Source organism: Lysinibacillus sp. NPDC095746 (assembly GCF_044763535.1).
Classification (GTDB): Bacteria; Bacillota; Bacilli; order Bacillales_A; family Planococcaceae; genus Lysinibacillus.
Genome location: NZ_JBIWGL010000003.1, coordinates 178,757 through 199,281, shown reverse-complemented (window position 1 = coordinate 199,281; position 20,525 = coordinate 178,757). Strand labels below are relative to the sequence as shown.

The window sequence follows — 20,525 nt, the reverse complement described above, 5'->3', positions numbered from 1 at the left end:
ACAATGTGCCCGGCCTAAAGCCTCCGGCGGATGTCCCGGAATCGGAAATGAGTTCATAAATCGTCGCATCCGTGCGATAACGGCTAACTGACCTGCATGTGCAGGCCAAAGCACAAAGCTGATTTTCGGACGCAATTATGCCGAGGCATAATTGATCGTCTGCAGTGGATTTTTGATTATACAGAATGTCGAGAGCTCCCGGGGAATGTTCCTTTGGGAGCTTATCATTTGAAAGGACGATTGTGCATGAATAAAAATATTTTACTTTGTGTTTCAGGGGGGATAGCAGTTTATAAGGCTGTCGCTTTAGTTAGTAAGCTATCTCAGGCAGGAGCAACTGTAAAGGTTATCATGACAGCATCAGCAAGACAATTTGTGAATCCGCTGAGTTTTCAAGTTATGTCCAAAAATGATGTTTTTTTCGATACTTTTGATGAAAAGGATTCGAGTGTGATTGCCCATATTGATTTGGCGGATTGGGCAGATTTAATTTTAGTTGCACCAGCTACTGCAAATATCATAGGGAAACTGGCGAATGGAATTGCAGACGATATGGTAACGACGACCTTGCTTGCAACAACTGCCCCAGTATGGCTTGCACCAGCGATGAATGTACATATGTATGACCATCCAGCGGTAAAACGAAATTTGGCGCAGTTACATTCTGATGGCTATCAATTTATTGAGCCTTCGGAAGGATTTTTAGCGTGCGGCTATGTTGGAAAAGGTCGTTTAGAGGAGCCAGAAAAAATAACGGCGCTTGTGCAAGCGTTTTTTTCAGAGAAGCATAAGCCGTTAGCTGGTAAAACGGTTGTAGTTACAGCTGGGGCGTTTTATGTTCCGATGGACGAGCACCATATAATTAGTACACAGTCGAATAGTAGAATTGGTCAGGCAATAGCAAAAGAGGCAAAAACACTTGGGGCAAATGTAATTCTTATAGATGAGAACGAAAGAAGCGTGCATAAGCTTTTTGAACAGCTTGAGGATTATAAAAAGCACTATCCATCTGCATTTTTTATCCATGCAGCAAATACGCCTACAATTGAAGGGGCGCCGATGCTATCCGTAGAAGGCATGACCACCATAACTTTTGGACAAAAGGTTATTGGTGAGCCAATGTTAGCAATTATGTCTGACACGTGGATTGATTTTAGTGACACGGCAGAAGTAAATGGTCAACTGTGGGATACGACAAATGCCACGCAGTTTGCGCAAGCATTTTGGACATATATACTACAGGGTGAGAAGCGATGAGTTTGTTAATTGCAGAGGTTATAGTGGATGTTTCGACATACCATGTAGATCGTCCATTTGACTATGAAGTGCCTATAGAATGGGCACATATTATCGAGATGGGCTGTCGTGTAAAAGTACCGTTCGGGCCAAGAAATGTTCTAGGCTTTGTAGTCGGATTAAAAAATGACACAGATGTACCATCTAATAAATTAAAGTCTATTGCGCAAATTTTAGATATAGAGCCTGTATTAACCGAAGAAATGTTGTTAATGGCGAAATGGTTAAAAAACGAAACGATTTGTTATGAAATTGATGCCTTACAGGTCATGCTCCCTTCAGCGCTTCGTGCAAAGTATGAAAAAATCATAACGCTATTAGCGGAGAAAGATGCTTTGCCAGATGAGGCTCAGGCTATTTTCGGTAAGCGACAACAGGCTAATTTCAAAGAATTCGAGCGTGCACAATTACTTCCTTTATTAAAACAGCTTATGACTAATAAAATTGTAAAAATTGAAAATGTTGTAAAGCAGCAAGGCAATGTGAAAGAAATACGGATGGTCAAAATATCCGATTATCAGCAAGATATAGATAAAGCAATGGAAGGTGCAGCGAGAGCAGCTAAACAACGTCAACTGATTGAATGGATGGGCAGACATCTTGGAGAGGTCCATTTGCCACAGAAAATCTATGAGGAAACAGGTGCATCTTCCGCGGTCTTACAGTCAGTTATTGACAAAGGGGCCGCCCATTTTATACAAGAAGAAGTATATCGTGATCCCTTTACAAAGGAAGTTGCCCGTACTCAATCTTTACAGTTGACGAATGAGCAGCATATTGCACTAAAGGCTATTACTAAATCGATGGAAGAACAGATGGCGCAAACCTTTTTACTACACGGCGTCACGGGAAGCGGTAAAACTGAAATATATTTGCAAGCGATACAAAAGGTGTTAGATGAAGGTAAGGAAGCCATTATGTTAGTACCTGAAATATCATTAACACCACAAATGACAGAGCGTTTTCGTAGTCGTTTTGGTGAGATGGTGGCTGTGATGCATAGTGGATTATCTGTCGGCGAAAAGTATGATGAATGGCGGAAAATTCAGCAAGGAAAAGTAAGTGTTGTTGTTGGAGCTCGTTCAGCCATTTTCGCACCTTTTACAAATTTAGGCCTCATTATTTTAGATGAAGAGCATGAATCAACCTACAAGCAAGAAGATTCACCTCGTTATCATGCTAGAGATGTAGCGATTTGGCGAAGTGAATTTTACAAATGTCCTGTTATATTAGGTAGTGCAACGCCTGCGCTTGAATCATTTGCGAGAGCAAAGAAAGGTGTATATAGTTTGCTATCCTTAAAGCAACGTGCTTTACATCAAGCGTTACCAACTGTTTATATTGCTGATATGCGTGAAGAACTTCGAAAAGGAAATCGTTCTATGTTTTCGGAGCAGCTTGTTGATGCAATACGTGTACGGCTTGAGAAAAAAGAACAGATGGTGCTATTTTTAAATCGTCGTGGCTATTCTTCTTTTGTGCTTTGCCGTGATTGTGGAACGGTTGTACAATGTCCGAACTGTGACATCTCGTTAACGTATCATCGAACAACCGAAAAATTAAAATGTCATTATTGCGGTTATGAGGAGCGTGTTCCTCAAATATGTCCTCAATGCCAGAGTGAGCATATTCGTTATTTTGGTACGGGAACACAAAAAGTCGAGGAAGAAATTTATAAGCTATTTCCGGAGGCAAGGGTTCTCCGGATGGATGTGGATACAACGAAACAAAAAGGTGCACATGAAGAAATTTTGCAGTCATTTGGGGAAGGGCAGGCAGATATTTTGCTCGGGACGCAAATGATTGCTAAAGGTCTTGATTTCCCTAATATTACGCTTGTTGGTGTACTTAGTGCTGATACATCTCTGCATTTACCCGACTATCGTGCAGCGGAGCGTACATTCCAATTATTAACGCAGGTTAGTGGTAGAGCGGGACGTCATGAAAAGCATGGTGAGGTTATTGTTCAATCGTATACACCAGAGCATTATGCAATTGAATTGGCCAAAATACAAGATTATGAGCCATTTTACGAACGTGAAATGTTTTTACGTCGCCGCTCTAGCTATCCACCGTATTATTATGTAGCACTTGTTCAACTATCTCATGAGGATGTCATGATGGCAGCAGAGTATGCTGGACGTGCAGCAGATTGGCTAAGGGAAAACTTATCAAACAAGGTAGCCATTATTGGACCGACAACGGCAAGCATTAGTCGTTTACAAAATAGATATCGTTATCAATGTTTGATAAAATATAAAATTGAACCAAATCTCATTCCTGTATTACAGCGCCTTTTAGCGATGTATCGAGCGGAATGGATTAAACAGGGTATATTAATGACGGTAGATTTAGATCCATCGACTATATAAAATGATTCATCACCAGATTAGACATGACATTTTGTTAAAATATATGCCATGCGAATAAGTTGATTGAAGTAGAGGCTGGGCGACTCCTTGGGGAGAAGTCGATTTCCGTTACGGGCCACTCGCTTTGTAGCTGCCGCTTTGCTTTCGCTACATAAAACATTTGTAGCTGCCGCTTTGCTTTCGCACAGAGCAAAGCTTCCTGCGGGCGAGCGCCGACCCGCTTCCTCCGCTTCGCTTCGTGCAGGGTCTCGTCTGTCTCGCTTTCCCGCGGGAGTCAAGTAGCCCTTCACTACAATCTGCTAAAAATGGGCACTCATAAGCAAAATATCAACAAAAATCTTTAATTGCTCAAAACAATGTTTTCTAATTAATGTATCTGATATTTTATTCAGTCACACACTAATTAATTTGAGAAGATATAATTGGTTAATCAATAAACTTGAATCAATTATGCCTCGGCATAAACGGAAATCAACCCCACACTTTGGTGATGTGCTATACAAGTGATTTCTAATAAATTGATCCATCATCGGAAGTTTGGGATGACATTTTGCTAAAAACATATGCAATGTATATAAGTTGATTGGAGTGGAGGTTGGGCGACTCCTTGGGGATCAGCGTCACAGATGAGACCCTGGAGCGAGCAACGCGAGTGAAGCGGCTCATCGGACGCCCCCAGGAAAGCGCCCAATCAGAACGGAAATCAACCTCACGTTATGGTGTTAAGGCATAATTGATATGAATTAGCTAGATTATGATGTAGCGTTACAATTAGACAAGGCAATACGCCTTAAATATAGAAATGAGGAACATAACATGGCAATTAAAAAAGTTGTAGAACATCCAGCAAAGGTATTATCAACGCCGTGCGCGGAAGTAAAAGAAATTAATGAAGAAATTATTACATTACTAGATGATTTATATGACACAATGGTTGAATACGATGGTGTTGGTATTGCTGCACCGCAAATAAATGTAGGATTACGTGTTGCCATTGTCGAGCTTGGTGAGGAACGAGATATTTTAGAAATGATTAATCCGACTGTCATTGAAACAGATGGCGCTGAAGTAGATATTGAAGGATGCTTAAGCTTCCCGGGATTATACGGTGAGGTTGAACGACCTGACTATGTGAAAATTGAAGCATGTGACCGTGAAGGACGTGTGTATGAGTTAGAAGCGGGAGGCTTTGATGCACGAGCAATTTTACATGAAATCGATCACTTAGATGGTGTGCTATTTGATTCAAAAATCAAACGTGTTGTAACTGAAGAAGAGCTTGAAGCGATGTACGCTGAAGAGGAGGAATAATATGACTTCAATAATTTTTATGGGGACACCTGATTTCTCTGCACCAATTTTGCGTATGCTACATCATGAAGGTTATGATATTAAAGCTGTAGTTACACAACCAGACCGTCCAGTTGGGCGTAAGCGTGTGCTAACACCTCCACCTGTTAAAGCAGCAGCTATGGAGTTAGGTTTACCTGTTATTCAGCCTGAAAAACTGCGCGGTTCTGAGGAATTACAGCAAATTATTGATTTACAGCCTGACCTAGTCGTAACAGCCGCTTTTGGACAAATTTTGCCGAAAGAATTACTTGATGCACCACCGCTTGGTTGCATTAACGTCCATGCGTCACTTTTACCAAAGTATCGTGGAGGAGCACCTATTCACCAAGCGATTATTGATGGTGAAAAAGAGACGGGTGTAACGATCATGTATATGGCACAAAAGCTTGATGCCGGTGACATCATATCTCAAAAGGCTATCCCTATTGAAGAGGATGATCATACAGGAGGACTATTTGATAAGCTAAGTGTTGTAGGCTGTGAATTATTAAAAGATACACTTCCTTCTATTATTAATGGAACAAATAGTCGTACAGTGCAGGATGAAGCACAAGTAACCTTTGCAAGCAATATTTCACGTGAACAGGAACGTATCGATTGGACAAAGGATGCTACAACTTTATACAATCAAGTGCGTGGTCTTCATCCGTGGCCAGTTGCCTATACAACATTTGAAGATGGAAACTTTAAAATTTGGTGGGCACAGGTTGGTAACACAAAGCATGATACTTTACCAGGTGAGGTTGTTGCGATTTCGAAGGAATATTTTGAAGTTGCAGCAGGAAATGGTACAACACTTGCCCTGTATGATGTACAACCAGCTGGTAAAAAACGCATGACAGCAGAGGAATATTTGCGTGGTACAGGTTCTAAATTACAGATCGGGGACCAATTTAAATGAGTAAAAAAAGCGTAGTAATTTGGGATGGAAATGTGCGTGATGCTGCACTTTCTATTCTGTTAGCAGTAGATAAAAATCAAGCTTATAGTAATTTGCTTTTAAATGAAACAATCAAGCGACATAAAATTGAAGCGAAGGATCGTGCGCTTTTAACAGAAATTACGTATGGTACTTTACAATATAAAATGACACTTGATTACTATTTAGAGCCATTTATTCGTGGCTCAGTGGATCATTGGGTGCGCTGGCTTTTACGTTTATCTTTATATCAAATGCATTATTTAACGCGTATCCCACCACATGCAGCGGTAAATGAGGCTGTAGAAATTGCTAAGCGTCGAGGTCACAAAGGGATAGCTTCAATGGTTAACGGTATTTTACGATCTATTTTACGTCAGGGTGTAACTTCTACTGATGACATTAAAGATCCAATTGAGCGCCTTGCTATTGAAACGAGTCATCCCGAATGGTTAGTGCAACGCTTTGTCGATAACTACGGTATTGAAGTAGCGGCTGAAATGCTACATGAAAATAATGTACCTCCAGTGCAGACTGTACGTGTAAATACGACGAAAGCAAGCGTTGAACAAGCGATTTCCAGCATAGAAGCGGAAGGTTTATCAGCGCAAAGAAGCGAGCTAATGCCTGAATGTTTATATGTAACAAATGGTCAGCCAGCTCGAACAAAGGCATTTCAAGAAGGGCTTATTACTATTCAGGATGAAAGCTCAATGATTCCAGCAAATGTTTTGCATCCATCACCTGGCATGCGCGTCTTAGATATGTGTGCAGCTCCGGGAGGAAAGACAACACATATAGCTGAGATTATGAAAAATGAAGGTTCAATTTTAGCGACTGACCTTCACCCTCATAAATTAGATTTAATCGACCATAATACGGATCGTCTAGGGATTGATATCGTAGAGACTGCTCCGATTGACGGACGAAAGGCACCGGATTTTCTACAACTAGAATCATTCGACGCTATTTTAGTCGATGCACCTTGTAGTGGCTTAGGTGTTATGCGCCGTAAGCCAGATATTAAATATACAAAGCGAGAAGAAGATTTAGCAAGCCTTCAAAAAATACAGTTGGCACTATTAGATGCTGCAACAAAAGTATTAAAAATAGATGGCAAGCTTGTGTACAGTACATGTACAGTAGATAAAAGGGAAAATGAAGGTACTGTAGAAGCCTTTTTAACAACGCATCCAGAAATGGAAGCTATACAACTAGAATCTTTACCAACAAAATTAGCGGAAAAGCAAGCAAATGGCATGCTTCAAGTCTTTCCACAAGACTTTGGCAGTGACGGTTTCTTCGTTGCCGCCTTTCGTAAAAAAGGAGGATCCAACTAATGGTGGATCAAGAGAAATTTAATGAGCGTATTAACGACTTAGTTGAAGAAGCAGAAGACAAGCCTGTTCGACGCGCAAAAAAAGAAAAACCAAATTTAAAGGAATCGGTATACTCATTACAGCCGGAACAATTAGAAGAATGGTTAAAGGAAAATGGTGAAAAACCATTCCGTGCAGCGCAAATTTTTGATTGGCTTTATAATAAACGTGTCAAAACATTTGAAGAAATGTCTAACCTTTCGAAGGGATTACGTGAAAAGCTTGAAGCAAGTTTTGCATTGACGACATTGTCAACAATTATTCAACAGGAATCCAAAGATGGTACGATCAAGTTTTTATTCCAGTTACAAGATGGCTATTCTATTGAAACTGTATTAATGCGTCATGAATATGGGAACTCTGTTTGTGTGACGACACAAGTAGGCTGCCGAATTGGCTGTACGTTTTGTGCGTCAACTTTAGGTGGATTAAAACGTCACTTATTAGCAGGGGAAATCGTGGAGCAAGTTGTCAAAGTGCAACAAACTTTAGATGAATTGGGCGAACGTGTGTCACATATCGTCATTATGGGTATTGGAGAACCTTTCGATAATTATGATGCGATGATGAACTTCTTAAAAGTCATCAACCATGAAAAAGGGTTAAATATTGGTGCTCGTCACATCACTGTATCAACATCAGGAATTGTCCCTAAAATTTACGAATTTGCTGATGAACAGCTACAAATCAACTTTGCAGTATCCTTACACGCACCAAACCAAGAGGCTCGTCAAAAGCTGATGCCAATTGCACGTGCTTACAAATTGGATGAATTAATGGAAGCCGTTCGTTACTATACGAAAAAAACTGGCCGACGTGTTACTTTTGAGTATGGTTTAATGTCTGGTGAAAATGATTCTGTTGAAATTGCAGAAGAATTATCTGCATTAATAAAAGGACTTAAATGTCACGTGAACTTAATTCCTGTAAACTACGTACCAGAACGTGATTATGTTCGCACATCCCGTAGTCAAATTTTTGCCTTTGAAAAAACATTAAAGAAGAATGGTATTAATGTAACGATCCGCCGAGAGCAAGGTTCTGATATTGCTGCTGCGTGTGGTCAATTACGTGCGCAAGAGAGATCTGAAGAGACGAGGTGACCAGTGTTGGAATACACAGTCGAAAGTGATATTGGGTTAAAACGAGCAATTAATGAAGACCGTGCGGCATTTTTCAAACGTCCAAACGGTCTTGCGCTAGCACTTGTAGCAGACGGCATGGGTGGTCATAATGCTGGCGATGTAGCGAGTGATATGGCGATGAAACAGATGGAATCCGTTTTTTTACAGGCAGAGGCACATCATTTTGCATCAACAACATCAAAAAAAGAGTGGTTACTACAAGCAGTCAAGCAATTGAATAAAAGTATATATGACTATTCTTTATCACATGAAGACTGTAAAGGAATGGGCACGACGTTTATTGCAGTGTTAATTGAAGAACATCATTGCTTTATCGCACATGTTGGTGATAGTCGTGTGTATTATTTCTTTGATGATGGTGCACAACAAATAACAAGAGATCATTCCTATGTAAATGTTCTGGTTGAAAATGGTGAAATTAGTGAAGAGGAAGCGTTGACACATCCGAAGAAAAATTTCATCTTAAAAGCTGTCGGCACAGAAGAAACGATTGAACCAGACTTTTATGAAGTTGATTTAGCATCAAAATCGTATTTACTCATTTGCTCTGACGGTTTAAGCAATAAACTTACAGTGTATGAAATGGCATCAATTATTACGTATCCTGATTCAATAGCAGAAAAAGGACGAAAGCTTGTGGAATTAGCAAATGCAAGCGGGGGAGAAGACAATATCTCCCTCGTGCTACTCACAAGGCAAGATGAGGAGGTGTAAGTATGCTTGTAGGTAAACGAATTAGTGATCGCTATAAAATTATAGGGCTAATTGGTGGCGGTGGTATGTCCAATGTTTATTTAGCACATGACATGATTTTAAACCGTGATGTAGCGATCAAAATATTACGCTATGATTTTACCAATGAGGATGAATTGCATCGCCGTTTTCAACGTGAAGCACTTTCTGCTACAAGCCTTACACATCCAAATATCGTTAGTGTTTATGATGTAGGTGATGATGGTGATTTACATTATATTGTGATGGAGTATGTCCAAGGGAAAACATTAAAGCAGTACATACAGGAATTTGCACCAATTTCTCCTGCTAGAAGTGTGCATATTATGAAGCAATTAACATCAGCAATTGCCAATGCTCATGAAAATCATATTATCCATCGTGACATTAAACCTCAAAATATTTTAATGGACGCTGAAGGCAATGTGAAAATAACTGATTTTGGCATTGCGATGACACTTAGTGCAACGTCATTTACACAAACGAACTCCGTACTTGGAACGGTGCATTATTTATCACCAGAGCAAGCTCGTGGTGGTACGGCAACAAATAAATCTGATATTTATGCACTGGGCATTGTTTTATATGAATTATTAACAGGAGAGTTGCCCTTCTCAGGCGAGTCAGCTGTTTCTATTGCGCTTAAACATTTACAATCTGAGACGCCGTCCGTTCGTGCATTCGATGCCACGATTCCACAAAGCTTAGAAAATGTTGTACTAAAAGCTACGGCAAAAGATGCTTCTCATCGTTATTCGACAGTAGAAGAAATGCAAGTAGATTTAGAAACTGTTTTATCGCCAAATCGGATGAATGAACCGAAGTTTGTCATACCGGAAGATAATGATGTGACAAAGGCTATCCCAATTATAAAAGAGCCGGTTATACGTAAAGACGAAGATTTAACGAAGACAAGAGCAATCGAACCAATTGCGCAACCAAAGCCGCCGAAACCTGAGGTTAAAAAGCCTGTTGAAAAGACAGCACCTGTGAAGAAAAAGAAAAAATGGCCAATAGTTGTTGCAGGGCTAGTAATAGCCGCTATCGCTATCTTCCTATTCTTTTTCTTTGCCACAGATTTATTTAGCCCGAAAAAGATACCTGTACCTAGTGTGGCTAATTTGACCGTTGAGGAAGCTACAAAGAAATTAGTGGCTGAAGGTTTTACTGTTGGTGAAGAACATCAGGAGCGTTATGATGAGAATGTTGAAAAAGGTAAAGTTATTGAAACAGACCCTACAGAGAGTACGGAGCGTGTAAAAGGTACGGAAATAGATTTAATTGTTAGTCTTGGAGTAGAAATGACAAAAGTGGAAGATTATAGAGGACGACAAATCAGCCAAGTTGAATCTATGTTAAAGGATAAATTTTTAGAGCCAGATATTAGCTATGTGCATTCAACAGAGCCAGAAGGGCAAATTATTGATCAAGAGCCGAAACCTCAAGAAGAAGTAATTGCTAAGGATACAACGATGAAATTTACGGTAAGCGCAGGAGTGCAAATGGTTACCGTAGGTAATGTTGTGAATTACACGAAGGCTCAAATGGATGAGTATGTAAGAAGAAATGGCTTGAAATGGAGTATTGCTCGTGAAGACTTTAATGATACAGTGGCTGCTGGAAGTGTTATTTCACAATTGACAAAAGTAGGGACTTCAGTTGAAGTAGGATCTACAATAGCGGTTGTTATAAGTAAAGGGCCAGCTGAAAAACCTAAAAAAACTATCGTTAAAACTGTGGCTGTGAAAATACCTTATGAACCAGCTGAGGAAGGTATGGAGCAAACTATTCGTATTGAAATTCAAGATAAAAACCATACAATGTCATCAGTAGCCGATACATTTACTATTACAGCTGATAAAGACTATAAAATACAGCTTGTCATTGAAGAGGGTGAAGTAGGCGCATATAGAATTATTCGTGATTCAGAAATTATTGATGAGAACAGATTCAACTTCAGCGATATTAAATAAGGGGGAATTGGATGGCGCAAGGCCAAATACGTAAAGCATTAAGCGGTTACTACTATGTATATGATGGAGAACAACTAATACAATGTCGAGGACGTGGGGTTTTTCGCAATCGCGGGGAATCTCCACTCGTTGGCGACAATGTAGAATACACTCTGGAAACAGAGGGGTCAGACGGTACGATCCAAAAAATTATGGAACGCCAAAATGAATTAGTACGTCCGCCAATAGCTAATATTGATCAAGGAATTTTAGTATTTTCTGTAAAAGAACCTAATTTTAATACAATTTTACTGGATCGTTTCTTAGTTGTTTTAGAATCATTCCATGTTCATCCGATTATTTGTTTAACAAAGATGGATTTACTAGAAGATCATGAACGCGAGGAATTGCAAAGCTATATAGAAGATTATGAAAGCATGGGGTATACAGTGCTACAAACCTATAAAGGTGAAGAAGAATTAGTTGTTCGTCTACAGCCTATTTTAAAGGGAAAAACTTCTGTATTAGCAGGGCAATCTGGAGTTGGGAAATCCACATTACTAAACACTTTAATTCCAGATTTAAATTTAAAGACTGGCATTATTTCGCAAAGTTTAGGGCGTGGAAAACATACGACTCGCCATGTCGAATTAATCGAAGTATGTGACGGCTTATTAGCAGATACTCCAGGATTTAGTTCATTTGATTTTGATGAAATAGAAAAAGAAGAATTAGGCGCATGCTTCCCTGAGATGGCCCGTATGGCAGATGATTGTAAATTTAGAGGCTGTTTACACTTAAAGGAGCCAAAATGTGCAGTAAAGGTAGCTGTTGAGGCGGGAGAAATTCGTGACTACCGTTATAAACACTACGAGCAATTTATGCAAGAAATTATGGATCGAAAGCCGAGGTATTAATGATGATACAAATAGCACCATCAATTTTAGCAGCGAACTTTGCTAAATTAGGAGAAGAAGTAAAAGAAGTAGAAAAGGCAGGGGCACAGCTTATTCATATCGATGTTATGGATGGTCATTTTGTGCCAAATATTTCTTTCGGCTCTATTGTTTTAGACGCCATTCGACCTTTAACTGATTTGCCACTAGACGTTCATTTAATGATCGAAAATCCTGATCAATATATTGAGCAATTCGCCAAAGCAGGAGCGGACTATATTACGGTGCATGTTGAAGCTTGCCGCCATTTACACCGCACGATTCAATTAATTCGCTCATATGGAGTTAAACCTGGTGTTGTATTAAACCCACATACACCACTAGAATCTATTCAACACATTTTAGAAGATATTGATATGGTGCTGTTCATGACAGTAAATCCAGGGTTTGGTGGGCAAAAATTCATTCATTCTGTTGTGCCAAAAATTGAAGCACTAGCAGCTATCATTAAAGAACGTAATCTCGATATTGCTATAGAGATTGACGGTGGTATTAATGCAGAGACTATTATTCCTTGTGCCAAAGCAGGAGCAACAATTTTTGTAGCTGGTTCCGCTATTTATAGTAAAGAAGATCGTTCGGCGGCCCTACAGGAAATTTTAGCTGCTGGTGAGGCAGCGATTCAAGGATGACAGTAGTCGTTGTTTGTGCAGGTGGGCCAAGAGCAGAACTCTGTTCATTTAGTCCGTATAAAGAACAAAGTGATGTGTTATTTATCGGAGCAGACCGAGGAGCGCTATATTTAATTGAGCAAGGAATCACACCGCATGCCATAGTAGGAGATTTTGACTCGCTATCGCAAGCGGAATACAAGCTGGTGATGGCACATACAAATGATAAACAACGATTCCAGGAAGAAAAAGATGAAACAGATACGGACTTAGCATTATTAAAAGCTTTGGCCTATGCACCGCAAGAAATTGTACTTACAGGTGTTACAGGTGGTCGTTTAGATCATTATGAGGCAGCAGTTCGTTCAATTTATCGATTACAAAAAGAGCATTCACAGGTAGTGTTGAAGATTATTAATCATGCAAATATGTTGCAATTTTTAATGCCGGGCAAGCACTTCATTGAAGCAGATGAGCAATACCGTTATTTGTCTTTCTTTGCATATGAAGAGCCGATTAAAGATGTGACATTAAGGCATGTGAAGTATGAAACAACAAATGAAGAAATCTCTCTTGGTACAACTCGCTTTACAAGTAATGAAATAATAGGGAATTCAGGGTCTATATCTTTCTCGCAAGGCATATGTTTAATGATAAGAAGCATAGATTAGCGTAAGGGGGAGAGAGTCCTGAAAGTATATACGTTCCAGCTGCCGAAATTTGTAAGTAGTATTACGCGTACATGTATCAATATTTTTAAAAAAGAAAAGAAAGTAAAAAAATCCGACTAACACTAGTCGGATTTTTTTTATAGTATTGAAAAACAAAACGGCCAAGGAATTCTTTGTGAATATTATGGTGGATGATTTCCGTTCCAGGCTACTCGCTTTCCTGTGGGCGAGCGTCAAGCCGCTTCCTCCGCTAAAGGAACGAAGGCTAAATGCGTCACATCCTGTGACAATGCCTTCGTGACCAACATCGTGTTGGCCTCAGGGTCTCGCCTGTCTCGCTTTCCCACGGGAGTCGAGTAGCCTTCCACTCCAATCAGCGGTTGCATAGAACTTTTATTAATTTTATGTATTTCAAAAGTGAACGCTATGGCTACCCACCATAATCAAACAGAAGAAACTTATTACAATAATGCTATTGTACACCTGATCTTGCTGACGCTACGTTAATTCTAGGCTTTCGCGAAAGACATGCCAGAAGATACATACTATGAGAAGTGGTTGATTGTAGTGGAGACTGGCCGACTCCTCGGGGATCACAGCGTCACAGATGAGACCCTGGAGCGAGCAACGCGAGTGAAGCGGCTCATCGGACGCCCCCAGGAAGCTTTGCTCTGTGCGAAAGCGAAGCGGCAGCAACAAATGTTTTCTGTAGCGAAAGTGAAGCGACAGCAACAATTGTTTTCTGTGCGAAAGCGAAGCGTCAGCAACACAGCGCCCAGTCGGAACGGAAATCAACCCCTCGCTTTGTTGAAGAACTATACTTTATTATATCGTAACTGCCATTCTGCATAGGTGTTTTGTTGTGCTGCTATATGTAATGAAAGCCGCTAGGAATTACTATGAGAAGTAATTTCTAGCGGCATAGTCATTTTATTATATAAATATTCACAAAGGCGGTTGGTAGTTTGCCCAGTTAATAAGACAGAAAAAAATCGATTTGCGCCAAATGCGAAATCGATTTTTTGGAAGCAACGATTAAACGCGCTCGATTTTACCTGATTTTAATGCACGTGCAGAAACCCATACACGTTTTGGTTTACCGTCTACTAAGATACGAACTTTTTGAAGGTTAGCACCCCAAGTACGTTTGTTAGCGTTCATAGCGTGGGAACGGTTGTTACCAGTACGAGCTTTACGTCCAGTGATTACACATTGTTTTGGCATGTAGTATTCCCTCCTTACTGTTGATGCTGAAAGATTATTATTTCAGTTCGGTATTTCACATACCATAATAATTTAACATACCATGACGTTCAGTGCAATAGTTTTCACATAACCTTTCAAGAAAAAAACCTTTACAGACAAAAAAATACTTGTTAAATAATGGCCGTTAATTCCTAGGTGTTACAATTGTTGGTATATATTAGCTCGATTTTAACTTGCATGCCTGATTGAAAGGGATTGACAAACAATGGAAGATTATCCTCGATCGGTGGCCAAGCTTTATTGAAACACATTTACCAGTTTGTAAGGGTATTAATATGTTCTGCAGAAACGGTAAAGCAAGCAAAACCTATACTTACTGAACCGAACTTTTAATAAATGGGCAAGCTGTTTTCATTTTCCTTCAGAAGCAAAAACTTTAGCCATTGTCATAGCTTTTTCTAATAATGGCATGGATGTCCCACCTCTCCTTCCTTCATTTTATTTTTATACCGTCTCTACGTCTAGCTACGTAGTTCCCGCACAGCCTACCCGCTGCGCTTAATGGTCTCATTTGTAAAGCTCCACAAGAAGTCGCATAGTTTTAGCGGTGTTATTATTTGTAAGAGAAAAGAAAATTAAAGTTACCTCTCTTAATTTTCGAAAATACAAAACGATCTTACTTGCTTATATTTATACTATATTGATATTAATTACTGTCATAACGTTAATGGACGTCTATTTTTTTAAACATGCGGTTCTTTATGAGGTGCTGTTTTTATTGATTTGTACTGTTTTTTCTATCTCTTTCCAGGAAACTTTTCTGATTATGTTAATAACAGGACTACCTATTTTAATAAGTGCTTATTTGAGTGTTGGGATATCAGGTGAAAGTATTAGAATATTTTTACCGATGTCCCTCATTATTCCTATAGGGCTAATTATTCAGCGTCACACTTATAAAATACAAAAACAAATTACGAAACAACAAATTTTATTACAAGTAGAAATGACAAAAACTAAAAATTTATCAAAATTATTAACTGAGAAAAGTAAAATAATGAACTATCTGAGCAAGCATTCCGGGACACATTGACAAATTTGCCCAATCGTCGAGCTTTTAATCATAAATTGACACAAATAGGGCAACAACTAAGTAAACCAAAATCTTTATCTGTCATGATGATTGATCTTGATTTCTTTAAAAAATTAAATGATTATTACGGTCATTTACAAGGTGACCAAGCTTTAATAAAAGTGGCAGCTCTATAGTGGCAGCTCTATTAGATGAAATTGCAGAAAAGTATAATGCATTTGTAGCACGTTGGGGAGGCGAAGAGTTCGTAATCGTTAGCCATCATGCGGCTAAATTTTCAGAGCATGTATGTGAGGAAATTTTAGAGGAAGTACGCCATTTAAATATACGTCATGAGCATTCAGAAGTTGCTAATATTGTAACAGTCAGCATTGGGATGTGTTATGCAAAAATCTCCAATAGCGAGCAATTGAAAATATGCTGTGAATTAGCTGATCAAGCACTATACACAGCAAAACAAAACGGTCGTAACAACTTTTACAGCAAAAGTGGAAATTTCGATGAGATGTATGTTTCCCTTTAAAATGTCAGTAAAACGTTGATACAATGCGCTTTCATGCCTTCTAAGGTTGCTTAATGCATAACGAAAGTGTTACAATATCATTTAGTCAAAAAGAGCCAAGGGGGCATTTCTATGTCAATTGAATTAAATAATGAATTCGGCCAAATTGATATTTCAACAGATGTACTTGCACAAATAGCTGGTGGCGCTGCTGTAGAATGCTACGGTATTGTTGGCATGGCATCTAAACATCAAATTCGTGATGGTCTAACTGATATTTTACGTAAAGAAAATTTTGCAAAAGGTGTTGTTATTCGAAAACAGAACGACGATTTACATATTGATATGTACATTATTGTTAGTTACGGGACAAAAATTTCGGAAGTTGCTTATCAAGTACAGTCGAAAGTGAAATATACAGTGGATAAAACATTAGGTATGAGCGTTAAATCTGTCAATATCTTTGTGCAGGGCGTTCGTGTAGCGAATGATTAAGAGGAGGAACTAATTCTAATGCAGTCTTTAGACGGAATAAAGTTTGCAGAAATGGTGCAAATGGGTGCCCATCACCTATTCCAAAATGCAAATTATGTTGATTCATTAAATGTATTTCCAGTACCAGATGGTGATACAGGAACGAATATGAACTTATCGATGACATCTGGGGCAAAGGAAACGGAGCAGTATGCGTCAGAACATATCGGCAAAACAGCTCAAGCTTTATCAAAAGGTTTACTTATGGGAGCACGCGGAAATTCAGGCGTTATTTTATCGCAGTTATTCCGTGGCTTTGGTAAATCTATCGAAAAAGAAGCGACGATTGATGCTAAGGGCTTTGCAGGTGCCTTCCAAGCAGGCGTAGAAACTGCGTATAAAGCAGTAATGAAGCCAGTTGAGGGAACGATTTTAACAGTTGCTCGTGAAGCGGCGAAAAAAGGTGTAGAAGTGGCAGAAACTGAAACCGATATCATTGCAGTGATGGAAGCATTTACTGCTGAAGCACAGGCTTCGTTACAACGTACGCCTGAACTTCTACCTGTTCTAAAAGAAGTCGGTGTTGTAGATAGTGGCGGTCAGGGTCTTCTATTTGTGTATGAAGGATTTTTAGCATCCTTAAAGGGCGAGCCATTACCAGTGAAAAATGAAGCAACTTTAGATGATTTAATTAATGCAGAACATCATAGAGCACAAGATTTCATGAATACTATGGATATTGAATTTGGTTATTGTACTGAAATCATGGTTCGTTTTGAAGAAGGAAAAGAACCATTTAGTGAAGAACAATTCCGCAATGAATTAAATCCTCTAGGTGATTCTTTACTCGTTATTTCAGATGAAGAAATTGCAAAAGTGCATATTCATTCTGAACAACCAGGCGCTGTATTAGCAATGGGTCAAAAATATGGTAGTCTTATTAAAATTAAAGTCGACAATATGCGTGAACAGCATTCTGCCATTGTTGGTGAGGATCATAAAGCACCTTCTTCCGCTAAGAAAGCAGAAAAGCATCCATATGCAATTGTAACGATTGCAATGGGCGAGGGAGTTGCTGAATTACTTCGTTCAATTGGTGCCTCTTATGTTATTGAAGGTGGTCAAACAATGAACCCTTCTACTGAAGATATTGTGAAGTCAGTACAAGAAATTGGTGCTGAAAAAGTATTGATTTTACCAAATAACAAAAATATCGTGATGGCAGCAGAACAAGCGGTAGAGCTATTAGATATAGAAGCGGCTGTAGTTCCAACGAAAACGATCCCTCAAGGTATGGCAGCGATTTTATCGTTTAATCCAGAGGCGGCAGTTGAAATGAACCAAGCAACAATGACAGAAGCCTTCGCAAATGTTAAAACAGGCCAAGTAACTTATGCAGTTCGAGATACATCTATTGATGGTGTGGAAATTCATAAAGATGATTTCATGGCTCTTGCAGAAGGAAAAATTGTATTATCGACTCCAGCATTAAAAGATGCTGCTGAGAAGGTAATTACTGATTTAGTGGATGAAGATGCAGAAATTGTAACAGTCATCTATGGTGAGGATACAACCGAAGAAAATGCTTCAGAATTAGTGAAATTCATTGAAGAGAATTATCCAGAGGTTGAAGTAGAGTTATTTAATGGTAAACAAGGATTATATCCGTATATTATTTCAGTAGAATAATTCACTCTACTTTGCGCATAAGTAGACAAAGCAGTGCACAAGCCGTGTACTGCTTTTGTTTATGGTATAGGGAGAATAGAGGATCCTACACGAGTTGAATTAGCTAAAAATAAGTGATTCGATGTATGCGTCCAATGGACAATGAACTTGGAAATATTGGAATATCAGCATTTTGAAATTATTGTCTATACGGAGTAGACAAAGGTTAATCAATATTGCCATTGTGTAAAATATAGTCGTGTAAATTTTCAGAAATTTGATAAAGAAGTGCTTTACTTTTATAGTAACTATCAAGCATGATATAAATAAAAAATCGATATTATTATATGGATAGAATAGAGGGGTGTTATTATGAAGTTTACTTCAGTATTTGATATTATTGGACCAGTAATGATTGGGCCTTCTTCTTCACATACGGCAGGAGCCGCACGAATTGGACGCGTTGCTAGAGATTTATTTGGAAGACAACCAAAATGGGCGAAAATTCACTTATATGGTTCGTTTGCTGAAACATATAAAGGACATGGAACAGATGTAGCTTTGGTAGGGGGCCTATTAAATTACGATACATTCGATGAGCGGATCAAAACAGCTTTTGCCGATGCAGAAAAGGCAGGATTAGATTATGAGTTTATCCCAGAAACAGCGAATATGGAGCATCCGAATACGGCTCGCCTTGTAATTGGCGATGATGAAGGAGAGATGTCTGTCGTTGGTATTTCTATCGGCGGCGGCAAAATTGAAGTGAGTGAGGTTAATGGCTTTAAGCTACGTTTAACAGGTGGTATGCCAGCAATCCTTGTTGTTCATGATGATCGTGCTGGCTGTATTGCCAATGTGGCAAATTGCTTAGCGATGCATGCAGTCAACATTGGACATATGGAGGTTTCGCGTATAGAACGTGGTTTAACGGCCCTTATGGTGATAGAAGTCGATCAAAACATTGAGGATAAAATATTACAACAAATTTCTTTAATACCACATATTTCAAAGGTTTCTAAAATTAATAACTAAGGAGGTGCACGAATATGGACGTATTGTTTCATAATGTTCGTGAACTAGTTGAACGAGCGGAACAAGAAGGAAAGCTAATTTCTGAAATTATGATTGAGCAAGAAATGTTAATAACTGGACGCTCAAGAGATGAAATTATACAGCAGATGGACAATAATTTAACAGTGATGGAAGAAGCTGTTGAAAGAGGTTTGAAGGGTGTAAAATCTGTAACAGGCTTAACGGGCGGTGACGCAGTATTGCTTCAAAATTATATTGCGCAAGGCAATTCACTGTCGGGGGATTTATTACTAGACGCGGTGAGTAAGGCTGTTGCAACAAACGAAGTGAATGCAGCTATGGGTACAATTTGTGCTACTCCAACTGCGGGTTCTGCTGGGGTTGTACCAGGGACGCTGTTCGCGGTAAAGAACAAGCTAAATCCGACGCGTGAGCAAATGATTCGTTATTTATTCACATCGGGTGCTTTTGGCTTCGTTGTTGCTAATAATGCTTCGATTTCAGGTGCTGCTGGTGGCTGTCAAGCAGAGGTTGGCTCAGCTGCTGGTATGGCGGCGGCAGCGATTGTAGAGATGGCTGGTGGTACGCCACAGCAATGTTCAGAAGCATTTGCCATTACACTGAAAAATATGCTAGGGCTTGTTTGTGACCCGGTGGCGGGATTAGTAGAGGTTCCTTGTGTTAAGCGAAATGCAATGGGAGCGGCAAATTCCCTTGTGGCAGCGGATATGGCACTTGCGGGGGTTACAAGTCGTATCCCGTGTGACGAAGTGATTGGTGCGATGTATCGAATTGGACAATCTATGAGTCCGAATTTAAAAGAAACTGCACGTGGAGGACTTGCTGCAACACCAACAGGTAAAGCTATTAGCAGAGCCATTTTTGATAATGGCGATTTAGAAAGTATCAAATCACTTCAAAAATAAAATTCATTAACACGTTTTTCCTTAGTGGAAGGCGTGTTTTTTGATGACCCTCTCCATACTTTTTTAGCAAGGGTTTTGGTAGCGAAAGCAACCGCTCATTATGGTGATGAGCCTAAAATAGGGGTATTACCAAGAAAATGTGTTGGGATGAAACATTCGAATATAACTAGCTATTAATCAATTATTAATGAAATGTATTGAATTGCTATCTTAGTGAAATTGAAAAGTTATATAA

The 20,525-nt window shown here is 39.3% G+C and carries 20 protein-coding genes; 19 read left to right on the top strand and 1 reads right to left on the bottom strand.

Annotated elements, in window-relative coordinates; translation table 11 throughout:
- Positions 1 to 246 precede the first annotated feature (246 nt).
- From coaBC to spoVM, 12 genes are all read left to right on the top strand, one after another.
- Positions 247 to 1,257, top strand: coding sequence for a bifunctional phosphopantothenoylcysteine decarboxylase/phosphopantothenate--cysteine ligase CoaBC (gene coaBC / locus ACIQ7N_RS04010; protein WP_402930400.1), 1,011 nt, complete (start codon positions 247 to 249; stop codon positions 1,255 to 1,257).
- Positions 1,254 to 3,668, top strand: a complete 2,415-nt coding sequence (gene priA / locus ACIQ7N_RS04005) for a primosomal protein N' (protein ID WP_402930398.1) — start codon at positions 1,254 to 1,256, stop codon at positions 3,666 to 3,668. The genes coaBC and priA overlap by 4 nt, the downstream gene beginning before the upstream one ends.
- 816 nt (positions 3,669 to 4,484) lie before the next feature.
- Positions 4,485 to 4,979, top strand: a complete 495-nt coding sequence (gene def, locus ACIQ7N_RS04000) for a peptide deformylase (protein WP_402930396.1) — start codon at positions 4,485 to 4,487, stop codon at positions 4,977 to 4,979.
- Position 4,980: 1 nt separating this feature from the next.
- Complete coding sequence (fmt, locus tag ACIQ7N_RS03995; protein WP_402930395.1) at positions 4,981 to 5,922, top strand: methionyl-tRNA formyltransferase; 942 nt, start codon at positions 4,981 to 4,983, stop codon at positions 5,920 to 5,922.
- Entirely contained in the window at positions 5,919 to 7,280 is a 1,362-nt protein-coding gene (gene rsmB / locus ACIQ7N_RS03990) for a 16S rRNA (cytosine(967)-C(5))-methyltransferase RsmB (RefSeq protein ID WP_402930394.1), read from the top strand. The genes fmt and rsmB overlap by 4 nt, the downstream gene beginning before the upstream one ends.
- Positions 7,280 to 8,422 (top strand): dual-specificity RNA methyltransferase RlmN, encoded by a 1,143-nt coding sequence (rlmN, locus tag ACIQ7N_RS03985; protein ID WP_132357479.1) that lies wholly within the window; start codon positions 7,280 to 7,282, stop codon positions 8,420 to 8,422. The genes rsmB and rlmN overlap by 1 nt, the downstream gene beginning before the upstream one ends.
- A gap of 6 nt (positions 8,423 to 8,428) precedes the next feature.
- A complete protein-coding gene (locus ACIQ7N_RS03980) occupies positions 8,429 to 9,178 on the top strand; it encodes a Stp1/IreP family PP2C-type Ser/Thr phosphatase (RefSeq protein WP_132357888.1) in 750 nt (249 codons plus the stop codon).
- Between the two features lie 2 nt (positions 9,179 to 9,180).
- Positions 9,181 to 11,169: a Stk1 family PASTA domain-containing Ser/Thr kinase gene (gene pknB / locus ACIQ7N_RS03975; protein WP_402930393.1), complete on the top strand. Its 1,989-nt coding sequence runs from the start codon at positions 9,181 to 9,183 to the stop codon at positions 11,167 to 11,169.
- 11 nt (positions 11,170 to 11,180) lie between these two features.
- Positions 11,181 to 12,065, top strand: a complete 885-nt coding sequence (gene rsgA, locus ACIQ7N_RS03970; protein ID WP_402930392.1) for a ribosome small subunit-dependent GTPase A — start codon at positions 11,181 to 11,183, stop codon at positions 12,063 to 12,065.
- Between the two features lie 2 nt (positions 12,066 to 12,067).
- Positions 12,068 to 12,736, top strand: a complete 669-nt coding sequence (gene rpe, locus ACIQ7N_RS03965; RefSeq protein WP_402930428.1) for a ribulose-phosphate 3-epimerase — start codon at positions 12,068 to 12,070, stop codon at positions 12,734 to 12,736.
- A complete protein-coding gene (locus ACIQ7N_RS03960; RefSeq protein ID WP_402930391.1) occupies positions 12,733 to 13,386 on the top strand; it encodes a thiamine diphosphokinase in 654 nt (217 codons plus the stop codon). The genes rpe and ACIQ7N_RS03960 overlap by 4 nt, the downstream gene beginning before the upstream one ends.
- Before the next feature lie 18 nt (positions 13,387 to 13,404).
- A complete protein-coding gene (gene spoVM, locus ACIQ7N_RS03955) occupies positions 13,405 to 13,506 on the top strand; it encodes a stage V sporulation protein SpoVM (RefSeq protein WP_100544041.1) in 102 nt (33 codons plus the stop codon).
- A gap of 915 nt (positions 13,507 to 14,421) precedes the next feature.
- On the opposite strand, the gene rpmB is transcribed toward spoVM, so the two are convergent.
- The gene (gene rpmB, locus ACIQ7N_RS03950) at positions 14,422 to 14,610 is read right to left on the bottom strand and encodes a 50S ribosomal protein L28 (protein WP_004227417.1); all 189 of its coding nucleotides are present in this window, start codon (positions 14,608 to 14,610) and stop codon (positions 14,422 to 14,424) included.
- Between the two features lie 808 nt (positions 14,611 to 15,418).
- On the opposite strand from rpmB, the gene ACIQ7N_RS03945 reads away from it, so the two are divergent.
- The 7 genes from ACIQ7N_RS03945 (at position 15,419) to sdaAA (ending at position 20,290) form a co-directional block, all read left to right on the top strand.
- Entirely contained in the window at positions 15,419 to 15,685 is a 267-nt protein-coding gene (locus ACIQ7N_RS03945) for a hypothetical protein (protein ID WP_402930390.1), read from the top strand.
- Positions 15,686 to 15,690: 5 nt separating this feature from the next.
- Entirely contained in the window at positions 15,691 to 15,861 is a 171-nt protein-coding gene (locus tag ACIQ7N_RS03940; protein WP_402930389.1) for a diguanylate cyclase domain-containing protein, read from the top strand.
- Complete coding sequence (locus ACIQ7N_RS03935; protein ID WP_402930387.1) at positions 15,861 to 16,208, top strand: diguanylate cyclase domain-containing protein; 348 nt, start codon at positions 15,861 to 15,863, stop codon at positions 16,206 to 16,208. The genes ACIQ7N_RS03940 and ACIQ7N_RS03935 overlap by 1 nt, the downstream gene beginning before the upstream one ends.
- Before the next feature lie 111 nt (positions 16,209 to 16,319).
- Positions 16,320 to 16,682: an Asp23/Gls24 family envelope stress response protein gene (locus tag ACIQ7N_RS03930; RefSeq protein WP_132357473.1), complete on the top strand. Its 363-nt coding sequence runs from the start codon at positions 16,320 to 16,322 to the stop codon at positions 16,680 to 16,682.
- Between the two features lie 18 nt (positions 16,683 to 16,700).
- The gene (locus tag ACIQ7N_RS03925) at positions 16,701 to 18,350 is read left to right on the top strand and encodes a DAK2 domain-containing protein (RefSeq protein WP_402930386.1); all 1,650 of its coding nucleotides are present in this window, start codon (positions 16,701 to 16,703) and stop codon (positions 18,348 to 18,350) included.
- Positions 18,351 to 18,701: 351 nt separating this feature from the next.
- A complete protein-coding gene (gene sdaAB, locus ACIQ7N_RS03920) occupies positions 18,702 to 19,364 on the top strand; it encodes an L-serine ammonia-lyase, iron-sulfur-dependent subunit beta (RefSeq protein WP_049668406.1) in 663 nt (220 codons plus the stop codon).
- 14 nt (positions 19,365 to 19,378) lie between these two features.
- Positions 19,379 to 20,290, top strand: coding sequence for an L-serine ammonia-lyase, iron-sulfur-dependent, subunit alpha (gene sdaAA, locus ACIQ7N_RS03915; protein ID WP_132357471.1), 912 nt, complete (start codon positions 19,379 to 19,381; stop codon positions 20,288 to 20,290).
- The last annotated feature ends 235 nt before the right edge of the window (positions 20,291 to 20,525 follow it).